At 68.7% G+C, this 13,574-nt stretch carries 10 protein-coding genes and 5 pseudogenes; 6 read left to right on the top strand and 9 right to left on the bottom strand.

The window, feature by feature from the left end; genetic code table 11:
• Positions 1 to 17 precede the first annotated feature (17 nt).
• Positions 18 to 1,538 (top strand): FAD-dependent monooxygenase, encoded by a 1,521-nt coding sequence (locus AB0G84_RS05965; RefSeq protein WP_361316081.1) that lies wholly within the window; start codon positions 18 to 20, stop codon positions 1,536 to 1,538.
• Between the two features lie 494 nt (positions 1,539 to 2,032).
• Here AB0G84_RS05965 and AB0G84_RS05960 read toward each other — a convergent pair whose 3' ends face one another.
• Positions 2,033 to 2,638, bottom strand: coding sequence for a hypothetical protein (locus AB0G84_RS05960; protein ID WP_361316078.1), 606 nt, complete (start codon positions 2,636 to 2,638; stop codon positions 2,033 to 2,035).
• 1,454 nt (positions 2,639 to 4,092) lie between these two features.
• Between AB0G84_RS05960 and AB0G84_RS05955 the strand changes: the two genes are divergently transcribed.
• From AB0G84_RS05955 to AB0G84_RS05945, 3 genes and pseudogenes are all read left to right on the top strand, one after another.
• Positions 4,093 to 5,121, top strand: coding sequence for a sporulation protein (locus AB0G84_RS05955; RefSeq protein ID WP_361316075.1), 1,029 nt, complete (start codon positions 4,093 to 4,095; stop codon positions 5,119 to 5,121).
• 96 nt (positions 5,122 to 5,217) lie between these two features.
• Positions 5,218 to 5,331, top strand: a pseudogene (locus AB0G84_RS05950) (Tn3 family transposase); the annotation flags it as partial.
• Positions 5,332 to 5,420: 89 nt separating this feature from the next.
• Complete coding sequence (locus AB0G84_RS05945; RefSeq protein WP_361316072.1) at positions 5,421 to 6,044, top strand: histidine phosphatase family protein; 624 nt, start codon at positions 5,421 to 5,423, stop codon at positions 6,042 to 6,044.
• A 146-nt stretch (positions 6,045 to 6,190) separates the two neighbouring features.
• On the opposite strand, the gene AB0G84_RS05940 is transcribed toward AB0G84_RS05945, so the two are convergent.
• From AB0G84_RS05940 to AB0G84_RS05930, 3 genes and pseudogenes are all read right to left on the bottom strand, one after another.
• The gene (locus AB0G84_RS05940) at positions 6,191 to 6,553 is read right to left on the bottom strand and encodes a DUF6193 family natural product biosynthesis protein (RefSeq protein WP_361316069.1); all 363 of its coding nucleotides are present in this window, start codon (positions 6,551 to 6,553) and stop codon (positions 6,191 to 6,193) included.
• Positions 6,554 to 6,861: 308 nt separating this feature from the next.
• A pseudogene (locus AB0G84_RS05935) lies at positions 6,862 to 7,073 on the bottom strand (pyridoxamine 5'-phosphate oxidase); the annotation flags it as partial.
• Positions 7,074 to 7,400: 327 nt separating this feature from the next.
• Positions 7,401 to 8,030, bottom strand: a pseudogene (locus AB0G84_RS05930) (condensation domain-containing protein); the annotation flags it as partial.
• A gap of 1,137 nt (positions 8,031 to 9,167) precedes the next feature.
• Here AB0G84_RS05930 and AB0G84_RS05925 point away from each other — a divergent pair.
• Positions 9,168 to 9,710, top strand: a complete 543-nt coding sequence (locus AB0G84_RS05925) for a DM13 domain-containing protein (RefSeq protein WP_361316066.1) — start codon at positions 9,168 to 9,170, stop codon at positions 9,708 to 9,710.
• A 216-nt stretch (positions 9,711 to 9,926) separates the two neighbouring features.
• Here the strand turns inward: AB0G84_RS05925 and AB0G84_RS05920 are convergent, their stop codons facing one another.
• A complete protein-coding gene (locus AB0G84_RS05920) occupies positions 9,927 to 10,184 on the bottom strand; it encodes a hypothetical protein (RefSeq protein ID WP_361316064.1) in 258 nt (85 codons plus the stop codon).
• 309 nt (positions 10,185 to 10,493) lie between these two features.
• Between AB0G84_RS05920 and AB0G84_RS05915 the strand changes: the two genes are divergently transcribed.
• Positions 10,494 to 10,709 carry a hypothetical protein gene (locus AB0G84_RS05915; RefSeq protein WP_361316062.1) on the top strand — a complete coding sequence of 72 codons (216 nt, stop codon included), beginning with the start codon at positions 10,494 to 10,496 and terminating at the stop codon, positions 10,707 to 10,709.
• Positions 10,710 to 10,722: 13 nt separating this feature from the next.
• On the opposite strand, the gene AB0G84_RS05910 is transcribed toward AB0G84_RS05915, so the two are convergent.
• The 4 genes and pseudogenes from AB0G84_RS05910 to AB0G84_RS05895 form a co-directional block, all read right to left on the bottom strand.
• Complete coding sequence (locus AB0G84_RS05910) at positions 10,723 to 11,481, bottom strand: class I SAM-dependent methyltransferase (RefSeq protein WP_361316059.1); 759 nt, start codon at positions 11,479 to 11,481, stop codon at positions 10,723 to 10,725.
• Positions 11,482 to 11,989: 508 nt separating this feature from the next.
• Positions 11,990 to 12,649 (bottom strand): YceI family protein, encoded by a 660-nt coding sequence (locus AB0G84_RS05905; protein WP_361316056.1) that lies wholly within the window; start codon positions 12,647 to 12,649, stop codon positions 11,990 to 11,992.
• Between the two features lie 260 nt (positions 12,650 to 12,909).
• A pseudogene (locus AB0G84_RS05900) lies at positions 12,910 to 13,023 on the bottom strand (VOC family protein); the annotation flags it as partial.
• Between the two features lie 129 nt (positions 13,024 to 13,152).
• A pseudogene (locus AB0G84_RS05895) lies at positions 13,153 to 13,539 on the bottom strand (hypothetical protein); the annotation flags it as partial.
• Positions 13,540 to 13,574: the final 35 nt, after the last annotated feature.

The following is a 13,574-nucleotide window of genomic DNA, read 5'->3' as shown; positions in this document are numbered from 1 at the left end:
TGAGAAGGGGATCTCTTGTGCATGACGTAGTGATCGTGGGCGCTGGCCCGGTCGGTCTGTTCCTCGCCTGCGAGCTTGGCCTCGCGGGCTGCTCTGTCCTGGTACTCGAGCGGGAGCCCGAGCCCCACTCCCCGTTCAAGGCGAAGCCGCTCGGGATGCGGGGCCTTTCCGCCGCGTCGGTCGAGGCGTTCTACCGCCGCGGGATGCTGCACCAGGTTCTGACGGCGTCGGGCGTCCCCGACGTTCCGGACGCGGACGACGCCGCGGATGAGCCGTCACCCCCGCGTCACGGTGGGCACTTCGCCGGCATGGTGCTCGATCCGGCCAAGGTCGACGTAGCCGCCCTGCCGTACCGGCTTCCCAGCCCGGCGCAGCACGGCATGTTGACCTACCTTGGATCGCTCGAGGCGGTGCTGGCCGAGCAGGCGTCCACGCTCGGCGTGGAGATCAAGCGCGGCGTCACGGTCTCCACCATGGTCCAGAACGATGAGGCCGTGGTCGCGGGGGCCGGCGCGGACGAGTACGCGGCGCGCTGGGTCGTCGGCTGCGATGGCGGGCGCAGTGCGGTGCGTGGGCTCGCGGGCTTCGAATTCGTCGGCACCGAGCCGCAGTTCACCGGCTACACCGTGCACGCCACCGTCGCCGATCCCGAGAAGCTGCGCCCCGGGTTCAATCTGACGCCGACGGGCATGTACCTCCAGCCGCCCAACGCGGGGCACATCGGCATGATGGACTTCGACGGCGGCGCGTTCGATCGCTCGCAGCTGCCGACTCTCGACCACCTCCAGGCGGTTCTGCGCCGTGTGTCCGGCACCGACGTGACGCTGAGCGAGGTTCATCTCGTCTCGACCTTCACCGATCGGGCGATGCAGACGACGACCTACCGGCAGGGACGCGTCCTGCTCGCGGGCGACGCCGCGCACATCCACTCCCCCCTTGGCGGGCAGGGACTCAACACCGGCATCGGCGACGCCATGAACCTGGGTTGGAAGCTCGCGGCGACGGTGCACGGGTACGCACCCGACGGGCTTCTCGACACCTACACCAGCGAGCGCCATCCGATCGCCGAAAAGGTGCTCGACTGGTCGCGCGCCCAGGTAGCGGCCATGCGGCCGGACCCGCATGCCCAAGCGATCCAAGGAGTGATACGCGACCTGATCGGGACCCGTGACGGAGCGACCTACGTGTTCGGGAAGGTGTCGGGTTCGTCGATCCGCTACGACCTCGGCAGCGAGCATCCACTGGTCGGCCGCAGCGCCCCGGACCTTCGCCTCGAGGACGGCACTCGGCTCGGCGACCTGATGCGGGACGGACGGGGCGTCGCGCTCGATTTCAGCATCGACCGATGCCTGCGCGGTTCAGCGACGGGCTGGGAGAGCCGGATGCGGTACGTAGCCGGTCCGGCGAGAAACGACCTCGGATTGGGTGCCGTGCTTGTCCGACCCGACGGTGTGGTCGCCTGGGCAGGCGATCGCGCTCCTGATCGTGAAGCGTTCGAGCAGGCCGCCGGCCATTGGTTCGGTGGTCCGGAACTCTGAGTAGTGGCGGCCCTGCTGGAGATGCACCCGGTGACCTCACGGTAGGTGCGTCCCAGCTGGGGTCCGGGGTCGGAGTCCGGGGTCGGAGTCCGGGGTCGGAGTCCGGGGGGGCGTCGTGGTCGTCGTGGTCAGGGTCGCCGGGGCCGTCGTGGTCGGCCCGTAGACGCGTCGCCGCAGCAGTACCCCGTCTCCGCGTCCACCGGCTCCCCCTCTCGCCCACCGCTGACGGCCGCCGGCTCGCGCTACGCCCCCACCAGCACGCTCAGCGGGGCGCCGAGCAGCATCGTCGGCCCGAACGGCACGGTGGGCTTCCGCCCGGCCCGACGCCGGAGGACCGGTCTCCCGCTGCAGACCGGCAGAGAGCCGCGGTACGGATCGCCCACGGCGGCCGGGCCACACGACCTGGCCTGCGGGGTGAGGGCCCGGCCCGGCCGCGCGCAGAACCGCACGAGCCTCGATCGCCGAGGACCGGGCAAGCCGAGACGCCACAGTGCTCAGCGGTACGGGCTCCAGCGGCCAAAGTGGGCCAGCAGCTTTCGCGCCGCGTCCTCGTCCAGGCCGAGGGCAGCGGCGGCCTGTTCGGGTGTCGTTCCCTGCCGGGCGTCGTGAGCCGGCCAGTACCCGACCTGCGCGGCAGCCACCTCCAGCCGGCGGGCCGCCCGCACGGCCGCCAGCGGTGAGGTCTTCGCCAGCTTCTCGATCTCCGCCTGCAGTTGGGCCAGCAAGGCGATGACCGTCTCCGGCAGCGGAAGGGTCGAGCGCTCCACCTCGGCGGTGTGCTCGTCCCAGTCCTCCAGGCACGTATCCGCCGTGCCGCCCGCCGCCTCGATCAACTCCTGGTCGCCGATCGCGTCCCAGTCCAGCTCGTGCTTCGGTCCGTGCCAACCGCAGGAACACACCGCGCGCAGTGCGGCCGCCCGCGGTCCGCGCGCGAAGCTGCCGTCATAGACGTTCCACTGCGACACCGACTCTCCACCCGCACCAGAGCTCATCCCGAAGAAGACGGGGGCCGGGACGGTGCCGTCGGCCAGGAGCACACCGACCGCGCCCGCGTGGGACGAGCCGAACTCCTCCGTCGTCCACGTCTCCCGCCCGCCCATGGCACCCCTCCCGCTGCGATTCCTGTATTCGATGATCCCTGTCTGTGGCACGGAGACGACAGTGCCGCAGCCCCGGGCCGCCGCACTACCGGATTCGAGAAATAAGCGCCCGCCGGCTCTACCAGAATGCCCGGGAGCGGCGCCGGGCATTCTGGTAGAGCCGACGGAACCGATGATGGGGACGAGGGCTGCTCGGCAGCCGGTCGCCGACCTGCGGCGGAGCCGGCCGCACCCTTCGCGTCGGGACCTTGCGGTTCTCGGCCTGGGTCCGGACGGACCGGGGCGTTCGATGATGTGTCGGCCACGCCGCGAGTATCGGGGGCGGCTGGCCGGTGCGGAGGTGGATCGGCCAGTTGCCACCGCATCGAGTGGCTAGCGGTCGCACTCTCTGGTGAAGCCGCGCTGAGGGCCGAGTTGGTCCGGCAGTGTTCGCGGCCCAGTCGTCCGTGCATTTCGCCTGGACTGCCAGCCCTGCACACCGCGCGTACGAGCGGACGACGTCCCGCTCGCCTCGGCGCCTCATCGCCCACCACCATGCACGGGCTTGGCAGCGCCTGCGTGACGGGCTTCACCGCTCTGGGCCCACGCCGGACCCGTCGGTCGGTCAGGCCGTGTCCGGCCCGTCGTGTGGCCGCGTTGCGGCCTCCCGCGCTCCGCCTACGGCTGTGAAGTCGCCTTCGCCAGTGCCATCGGCTTCCCCGTATTCCCCAGCCGGATACAGCACGGCAAGGACGCCAGGAAGGACGAAAAGAGCTGCCGACATCCAGAGCGGCAACGCGTCAACGACCGCCGCGCCGGCCGGCGCAGCCACTGCTGCAAGCAATCCTGCCGCATTCCGCCTCGCCCGCGAGCCGACGGAAGTCGCCCTTTCCTCCGCCGTCGCCTCTGGCACGTTTCGCTGCACTTTTCCCATGGCCCTCACCCGTTTCTGATGCATCGTTCTCGAACTCTCCCGACACCAGGAGAGCAAGGGCGGTGCGGGAGCGCAGGGCTCACGGCCGGGGCTCACGAATCGCGGTCCGCACGTAGATGAACTCCCCTGCCATACGCTGGACTTGGGGTAGGTCGAGCCGACCGGACGATGAGCGAGGGTGAGGCTGATGGCGGCGGGAACGGACACCGGGCACAAGGCGAACACCCAGCTGGAGGCGCTGATCTCCGAATCGGGGATCAGCCACAAAAGGCTGGCTCACCGGCTGAATCAAATCTGCTTGTCGCAGGGGCTGTCCACCGAGTACACCCACACCTCCGTGGCGAACTGGTGTCGCAGGGGGATGATGCCGAAGTGGCCGATTCCACGACACATCTGCACGGTGCTCACGGAAAGCCTGGGCCGTGCAGTCGATCTCGCCGACATCAGAATGGAGTCGGCGAACACCGACCGCAGTGTTGGGCTGGGCTTCCCGAGGGAACATCAGAACGCATTGTCCGAAGCGGCTTCGTATTGGAGCGCCTTGAACAGACGAGATTTCCTGACGACAGCGCCGTTCGTGGCCGCCGCGTTCTCCGAACCGGTGACCCGATGGCTGATCAGCCCGGCCGAACCCGTGGTGCGGCCGACCGGCCGCACCACGGTCGAGCGCGGGCACATCGAGGAACTGCGCGAGGCAGCCGAGGCGGCACGGGCCTGGGACTCGCGGTTCGGCGGGGCCGCGTGGAAGTCGCAGTCCCTGACCGAGTACCTGTACGAGAGGGTCACTCCGCTACTGAGGGCCCGGTACACGGAACGCGACGGTCGCGACCTGTTCTCGGTGACCTCCGAGATGGCTCGGCTCGCCGGCTGGACGGCCTTCGACGCGGGGCACCATCAGACCGCGCAACGGCACTACATCCAGGCGCTCCGGCTGGCCAAGGCCGCCGGTGACATCCACCTCGGGTCCTACGTCCTCACCACCATGGCGATGCAGGCGCTGATGCGGGGCTTCCCCTCCCAGGCGATCGACATGGCCCAAGGAGCCTACGAGCGGGTACCCGGTGCCGACCCCCGGGTGCTGGGGTTCGCCAAGCTGATCGAGGCACGAGCCCACGCCCGGGCCGGGGACGGCCGGTCGGCATGCGCCTGCCTGTCCGCTGCCGAGCGCCTGGAGGAACAGGGGACGGCGGAAGGGCCCGGAGAGCGCACCTGGATCGAATTCTTCAACCGGCAGCGGATCATCACGGACGCCACCGAAATCTTCCGCGACCTCGGCCGCCCGAGGTCGGTCTTCGCGTGGCACGCGCTGGGGGCGATGCCCGGCGACGCGTTCGCAAGGTCGCGCGGCGTCCGGCTGTCCGTCCTCGCCACTGCGCACGCGCAGCAGGGGGACTGGGAAGCCGGCATACAGCTCGGGCGCGAGTCCCTGCAGCTCTTCACCAGGCTCCAGACCGTACGGGGCGGGGAGTACATCAAGATCTTCACCACGTCTCTCCACCAGTGGCGCCACGAAAAGCCCGTGGCGGCCTACCTCGCCGAGGCGAAGGCGATGGGCTCCCGCCGACCATGAACACCACCCGCAGGCCAGGAGCCGCTCCGGCCGGCGGCCGGGTTCCACCTACGCGAGGCGCCGAGCTCAGCGTCCCCAGTAACGACCCACACCTACCCGGGCCTGGTGTTCGGCCTGTTCAAGATCCTGGGCTACCCCTTCTCCCCGCGGTTCCGGGACCTGGACGACCAGCGGTTCCTCCGAACCTTGCGACGCGCTGATCCGGCTTGAACCCGACCCAAGCCCTTCGTGGAACCGGCCCGCGTGGGGCAGCGTCCCTCCATGAATCCGCAAGATCTACTTCGCTGAAGGACGCGCCCATGACCCGTACGGCCGCCCGCTACCTCTATCTCACCCGCCACGGCGAGGCATCACCGGACGAAAGCGTACTGACGGATGCAGGCCGCCACCAGGCCGCCCTGCTCGGGGAACGGCTCCGCGGGGTCCCACTGGCGGCGATCCACCACGGCCCTCTCGCCCGTACCGAACAGACCGCCCAGCTGGTCGGTGCACAACTCGACCGCGTCCCTCGCCGTCGCTCCGCAGCAGCCGGCGACTACGTTCCCTACCTGCCGACACGCGAGGAACTGCCACCGGAGGCGGCCGACGACTGGCTCACATTCCTGGGCCAGTTCACTGCCGAGGAACGCGAGCGGGGACCCGCGCTCGCGGCGGCGGCGCTCGCGGTTTTCACTGGCCCCGTCGTCGGCGACAAGCCGCGCCACGATCTTGTCGTCACCCACAACTTCCTCATCGGCTGGCTCGTCCGAGCCGCCCTCGACGCGCCGAAGTGGAGGTGGCTGGGCATCAACCACGCCAACGCGGCCCTGACCGTCATCCGCTACGCACCCGACCGCCCCCCGACGGTCCTCCTCTTCAACGACACCGGCCACCTCCCCGCCGCGCTCCGCTGGACCGGGTTCCCGCAGGAACTCCACGTCTGAGTCCTATGGGCGAGAGGGATGTTGATCCACCGGAAGAGGCCTCCGATCGTGTCGGCAAACGATGGCGAGCCTGGTGGATGTTCACGAGAACGGGTTCTGGCTCAACCTCTGTGAAAACTGTCGCTCGGCAGATCGCGGCCCGATCGTCAGCGTTCCTGTGTCAAAGCGGCCAGATCGTGACGGTTGCCGACAACCGCTCGACCACAGCCCGGAGGCAGACGGTCTACCACCATCTCCACGGCTGCCTCAGCGGTGTCAGCCTCACCGACGAACTCCACCCTGGACGGCCCCGCCACGACGAAGCCCCCACCCGGTCGTGGGGCGATGTAGGGCACGTCCCACGTGCAGGGATGTTCGGTGCACCGGCTGAAGTGCAGCTCCCACATGCCAACCCAGGGGAAGAGCTGCCGCAATCTGGGTTCGGCGTAGGCGGACCGCACCAGATCACCGTCCACGCGATCTGAATCGAGTAGCCTCGTCCACTCGGCCTCGATGACGTGCTCCGCCATGCCCGTTGAGTCCATAGGGGAAGGGTGTCAGAACCCTCGCATCGAGCGATGGGGCGTGCAGCAAGCGCCTCGCCCTCCGCAGGTGCAGCGCCCAACTCCACAGAAGTTGAGCCAGAGCCCGAGAACGGGAGGCATCCCGTCACTGGCGGGCGTGGCGTGTAGGCCCGGTCCCTTTGGTGAGCGTGGAGCCCGTGCCGGTGGCTTGATCGGTCCGCAAGTCTTGATCGCTACCGAGCCCGCTGCTTAGTACTCCAGCCGTAGATCGTGATCTTGCCAATGGGGAGAGGGGTGTCAGCCGGGGACTGCCACTATTCCAGCCACGTCCCGTCGCGCATGATGACTCTGCCGCGTAGTTCCGGTACGCCGCGCCAAGCGCGCACACTCTTCGGCACCACGGCACATACAGGAAGGAACCCTCCTCCGCACGCGGGTCCCACCCGAACTTGGCGGCGAACGCCTCCGCCGCGGCTTCGGGCACATCCTGGTCCAGGAAGCTCTCCGCCTCACCCTGGAGAAGAACTGCCGGGCCTCGGTGGACACCTGGCGCAGGAGCTCCTCGCCGCTCATGCCGGGCCGGACGTCCAGCAGGAGCGGCAGTTCGTTGGACATCGGCCCACGGATGCCTCGTCCGCTGCCGGTCCTCCCGGTCACCGGGATGCCGAGGGCCACCTCCTCGGCGCCGGTCATCCGGCTGAGGTAGACCGCCGCGGCAGCCATCAGGACAACGGGGAGGCCGACCCGTGACCGGGCGTGCCGACGCCCGCAGGGCGTCCACGGCCGCGGACGGCAGCTGTGCGATCTCCCGCAGAACGCTCCGCGGGACCCCGACCACCCGGTCCGCGAGGCTGGGCGGCTCGGGGCGGCCCGCCAGCCGACCCAGCCAGTAGTCCCGGTCCCGCGCATATCGCTCCGAGGCGCGGTATGCGGCTTCGTCGTCCAGGAGCAGGTCCAGTGAGCCGTCGCCGTCGTCCTGCCGTACCGGCGCCCCGTGCAGCGCAGCCGTGTAGACCTCGGCCAGCCGGTGCACGAACAGCGCACACATGTACCCGTCGGTGACCAGGTGATGGCCGCGCAGATAGAAGAAGTACCGGTCGGTACCGGCCCGCAGCAGCGCCAGGGTGAACGTGCGACCGGACTCAAGGCTCACCGGCCGTCCCGTTTCGGCCCGCATCCACGCTTCGGCGGCTGCCCGCGGATCCGGTTCCGTGCTGATGTCCACGACGGACAACCCCTTGTCCGCCGGCTCGCATACCTGCCGGAGCTCCTGGCCGTCCTGAGTGAAGCGGACGTTCAGCGTGTCGGTCTCCGCCACCACCCGCCGCACCGCTGCGTCGAGCAGCGCCACATCGATCCAGCCCGCTATCTCCAGGTACTCCGCGATGGTGTAGCTCGGGCTGTCCTGGTCGAGCTGCTGCGCAAACCAAATACCACGCTGCGCAAGGGACAACGGCCAGCTGCGGTGCTGAGGACGGGACACTTCACACCAATCTTTCCAGAAGTCTGTGGCAAACCCTCAGGTCGTCGGCTGGCGGTTCAAGGGCCCCGGCTCGACCGGGCGGAGGGATTGCGGACGTGCTCGGAGCTCGACATCAGCAGGGATGTCAGCGGTGCTGGCCTCAAGGCATTTCGGCAGCTCTGATCAGCGAAGTAGGGAGGTCTCGCCGCTGAAAACCGGAAAGGGCCGGGCACCCTTGTTTCACGAGTGCGTGCACACTCCGACGAGGTACGGACCGGCAGAATCCTCGGTGTTCTCAGGATCGTGCCCGGTCTGGTTCAAGGCCGTTGTCGAACCGGGCCGTCCACACGGCCGCATGGGCCTTGTCCTCGAAAGAACTACCAAGTCGGCACGGTGGGGAGGACCTTGGGGCTCCAGAGGGAACACGAGTTTCTGGTGCCCTGACGCCCTCCGCCCTTCCCTGACCGCAATGCCACGAGCGCCGTCTCGCTCCTGTCACTTCGGTCCTGCTCTCCTGCCAGAGCTGCTCCAAATTTAAAGTGCGTCATTTTCTCGAAGTACTCCACATGCAGACAATCGCCGGGTGGCCAAAATGGATCACTCGTGAACGCTGCACCAGGAGCCCCAGTAGATGTCATTTCAGCCAGCTGCGCCCGCTGTGCCGTCCGTGTATGTGGCTTGCAATCGCCCTCGCTCCCCGTCGCCCTCCGGGCCTCGTGCCAGGCACCCGCCCCGTATCGGCCGGAGGGCGGAGTCTCCACCTCCACGGGACAGCACGGCGGCGCCAGGCCCGGCCCCTGCAGCCGTGCGAACCATCACGGCTCGGTCCCCGCAGTCCCCGCTCGCACCCCGGCATTCACTCACCTACCGGCGCTCGGTCCAGCGCGCCGTACCATCGGAGCCTTCCCACCCCCGCAGCAGGGGCAAGGGCGACAGCCGCCGGAGCGAAGGGGACTGCCGCCGGGGCGAAGGGGACAGCCGCCGGGGGGAAGGCGACGAAAGCGCGGGAGTGTTCCGACTCCGGCCCACGGAACGTGATTACCGGAGTCTTACGCGGGACTCCGCAGGAGCCCCCGTGGGGCCGGCCCCTGGTTTCCTGGGCGCGTGATGATGGGGGTGGCCACCGGGTCGCCCCGCCCCGCACCTCAGGAGGCCTTTGTGCCGCGCCGTTTTCGGCTGTCCCGCCGTACCCTCGTACCCGGCTTCGTCGTGCTGCTGCTCGCCGCCGGCTTCGGGCTCTACCTCTTCCAGCCGTGGAAGGCGCTCACCAGCACCACCGTGAACGAGGCGCTGCCGAGCGCCTCCGCGCCCTCGGCGAAAGAGCCGGGAACATCCACCGCCCAACCGGCAGGGCCCCGGAACCTCGCCGAGGGTCGCTTCGTCACGCATGAGCACGCCACCACCGGTACCGCCCGCACCGTGCGGCTGACGGACGGCGGCCAGGTGCTGCGGCTGGAGGACCTGAAGACCTCGGAAGGGCCCGACGTACGGGTCTACCTATCGACCCGGGAGGCCGGCGCGGTGAAGACGGGACTCGGCGACGGGGCGGTCGAGCTGGGGAAGCTCAAGGGCAACCTCGGCAACCAGAACTATGCCGTCCCGAGAGGCACGGACCTGTCGAAGTTCCGCTCCGTCGTGATCTGGTGCGCGAGGTTCTCGGTCTCCTTCGGCGCCGCCAACCTCGCTTCAGCTGCGGCCTGACACACGGAACGCATCCCCGGGGGGAGTAAGCCACCCGGCACCGGCCCCCACCGTCCTTGGCGGCCCCCGGGTTCACGGCCTACAGCCCTCACCGCAGGGTGGGATGGTCGGCCACGGGACGCCCCGACCCCCCGCAGCCTCACCGCAGCCTGACCGCCCGTCAACGGCACGCCCCGACCAATGACCGGCCGATCCAAACGAAATGCGCCGTCGTGGTCAGGTGTCTTCGGGATCCAGCTCGAAGGTGAAATAGATGCTCAGGCAGTAGGGCTCGTCCTCGTCGTGGAAGAAATCCCACGACACGTCTGACAGGCGAATTTTTTGATCCCGCACCCACTCATAGGCCTTCTTGAAGGCTTCCGCGGCGGTGGTGGCGGGGAACAGCTTCCTGGCCATGGGGTGCACCCCCGTCTCAGCGTCCGAGTCGTCGAAACCCTCCGGAACGTCCAGGCAGAAGTTGGGATCGAGTTCCATGGAGTGCGCCCTTCCAGTCGGTCTACCCATACGAATCGACAGAGGTTGCCCTCTGAGCACCACGCCCGGCAGGACCGCCGCACACCCCGAAGGGTTGCCTCTGCGGACCGTCCGTAGGCCACTCGGACGTACCGAAGCAGGCAACTCCCATGATGGTCAGGGAGGTTGAAGGCGACGGACCCTCTCCGAGCCCGACGAGGTCGGCTTCCCAGGCCAGCCCGGGCGTGATGTAGGCATGGCAGGCCGATGACCGTTTCTCCGATATCGCTTCGCAGCGTCGTTGAGCAGGGGTTTGTGCCCTGGGCGCGCATGATTGCCGACACCTACGGCATGGACCGCTCTGCGGAGGAACTGGCCTACCAGCGAGCGGCGACGGACCTCGGGCGTACTCTGGCCGCCTTCGACGAGGGCGTGCCGGTTGCCGGAGCCTCCCTCTACAGCCGGGGGCTGAGGCTGGTACGGCCCCCGGCACCGGCCCTGCACCAGGCCGCTCACGCCGGGTGCAGTGGGGCGGTGGGACGGTGAGAGGGAGTGCGGGTCAGTTGCCCACGATCAGCCGTACCGCCCCGTGGAACTCGGGCTGCGTCCGGTGGGAGCCGTATTTCTCGTCCCAGGCGCCGGAGGTCAGATCGGCCTCCAGCTCGGCCATCGCGCGCTCCGCCACGCCGGGTTCGAGGAACGTCCAGGCGGACTGGGCACGCCGTACTGCCGGGTCGAGGAAGGACTCGGGACGGGCGTAGAAGGCCTCGGTGAATCCGTCCACGCAATCGATCGGGATGGGCACGGAGTGGACCTCGGTGCCGGGGCCGAGGGCATCGGTGATCGTTTTGATGGCCGGGTAGCGGCCTGCCTCCGCACGCCGCAGTTCCGGGACGTAGTCCATCAGCCACATCCTTCCCAGTTCGTCGCCGTCGAAGGTCAAGACGACGACCGGGCCGCGGGCGACCCGGCGCATCTCGCGCAGCCCGGCGACCGGGTCCGGCCATTGGTGGAGGGTGACCATGGCCATGGCGGCGTCCACCGAGTCATCGTCGAACGGCAGCGCCTCCGCCACTCCGTGAATCGCTGGCGCGAGGTGAGCCGGACGCTGGGCCCGCATCGCCGAGGACGGCTCGACCGGCAGGACATGTCGGCTCTCCGGTTCGTACGAGCCCGCGCCAGCACCGACGTTCACCACCGTCCGTGCGTCGCCCAGCGCATCGTGGACCAGGGCGGCAATCCGGGGATCGGTCCGGCGCACGCGGCTATAACTCTCGCCCACCAGCCCGTAGTCCGTGTCACCCATCACCTGCGACATACGCTCTTCCCCTCAACTCACCTGCATACAGCGGAACATGATGGCCTCATCGAACCACGACGACGAACCCTGACCGCTGACGGCGTCAACCCTGCCGCCCGCAGCGCGGGTCTGACGGATGAGGTCGCCGACGAGCGCCGACCGGACCCGCCGCGGGCCACGACGTCCCTGCCCGCGCCTGGCGCGCGAGCAGGTCCGCACCGCTGTGCACCACGCATGCGACCCCTTCGACGACGCCACCGAGGAACGCGGCCCAGCGCCGCCACCTCGCCGCGCTCGATGAAACCGGCCTTGAACGCCACCGGGCACTCGGTCAGCCAGCACTCCGGCCCGCTCGTCAGCGACGACCGCCCTACACCCGAAACCGGCTGATACGGAGAAAGCCCCGCGCCTGAAGGGGCGGGGCTTCCTTGTACCGTGCCGATCCCCTCGGCGGCTCGTAGCTCGCCTCGTCGAGGGCGTGGGCGTGGGCATGGGCGTGCGGAACGCAGGGGACCTTCCGGGGCAACTACGCCGGGGGCACGGACCGGATCGCGGAGATATCGAACTGCAGCCGAACCCTTTCGCTCACCATGGCGCCACCCGCCTCCAGGCGTTGGTTGTAGACCAAGCCCCAATCGGTGCGGTCGATGGTGGTGGTGGCGTCAAAGCCGGCCCGCTCATAGCCGAACGGGTCCAAGACCGAGCCGAGGTAGGCGAGTTGCAGCTCGACCGGCCGGGTGACGCTGCGGATCGTCAGATCCCCGGTCATACGGAAGCTCTCTGCGTCCTCCTGGGTCGTGGAGGTGCTGCGGAACACCATCTCCGGGTAGCGGCGTGCATCAAAGAAGTCGGCGCCTACGAGGTGCGCATCCCGCTGTTCTACGCCCGTGTCGACGCTGCCGACCCGAATGACGAGTTCGGCCCGGGACTCGGAAGGCTGGGCTCCGTCGAAATACAGCGCGCTGTCGTAATCGGCGAAAGCCCCCCGCACCGTCGTGACCATCGCGTGACGCACGGAGAACCCGATGCGACTGTGCGGGCGGTCGATGGTCCATTGCCCGGTGAGCGCACGAAAATCTGGGTCGAGCGCGACTCCGGTGGCACCGGCCGCCGGAAAAGGCGTGCGGGGGCCAACGGCCTGCGTCGGCTCGATAGTCGCGCTCTGGCGACGGCTGAAGATACCCATGCGGTCGTAGCCTCCCTCGAATCGGATTACTCCGTGCTATCACGGCATGGACACGCGCTCCCCGGCGAGATGGGCGGCCTCGTCCGGATTCCATGCCCCCAACTGCAAAGATGCACAGGATCGACACGAATAGGGAATGCGCTGATGAACAGCCCGTGATCCGTGGGATGTCCTCCCAACGCCACCCGATTCTCTCGTGGTTGCTCCGGCCACGGTCCACGTCCTGGAAGGCACCCCACTCACACTGACCGGCACTACTTGGTCACACCGGGTCCCTCACTGGAAACACCCCAGTCGAGCGCCGCCGCCCAGAACCGGCCCAGCGCCGAGTCATCCCGGGCTTTGAAATGCACCTTCGCACGTCGCAGCGCCATGGCTCCAACCCGATGCCCAAGTGATCAACTGACAGTCGAGACCGTCGAATTCGGAAGGGCGGCCGGAAGCAGCTGTCCCGTAATGACCGTGCGGAACGGCATCGCAGACGACACCCAACTGACTGTGGGTCAGTCCAGGCTGGTCGCCCATGCCGTCAGCACGGCGAAGTCGTCGACGGTGAGGCCGCACCGGGGATCGACCCGGTGTAGTAGGGCGGGGCCGTTGTGCTGCTCCTCCACCCAGGTGCGGTCTGCTTCTGTGATGTCGTCGTCGACCCAGGCGAACGCCCGGCCCTTCGCCCACACGACGATCTCCGGCGTCTTCCAGAACACACCGCCCCCGGGCGTGGGTCGCGGCAAGGACCAGGCAACGAAGGGCAGTTCGGGCAATCCCAGGACCGGTGCGACGAAGGCGTTGGCCTCTTCCTCCCACGTCGTCGCCCACACCAGTTCGAAGGGCAGCGCGGCCAGTGCCGGGCCGTGATGCGGGTTGAGCCACACCCGCAGCGGCTTCACCGGCTTGTTCGGCAGCTACGGCCGGATCCGTAACG

The sequence above is a fragment of the Streptomyces sp. NPDC020742 genome (genome assembly GCF_040641675.1).
Lineage (GTDB): Bacteria > Actinomycetota > Actinomycetes > Streptomycetales > Streptomycetaceae > Streptomyces.
The sequence above is the reverse complement of the archived record's forward strand: the minus strand, read 5'-3'. Positions and strand labels throughout refer to the sequence as shown.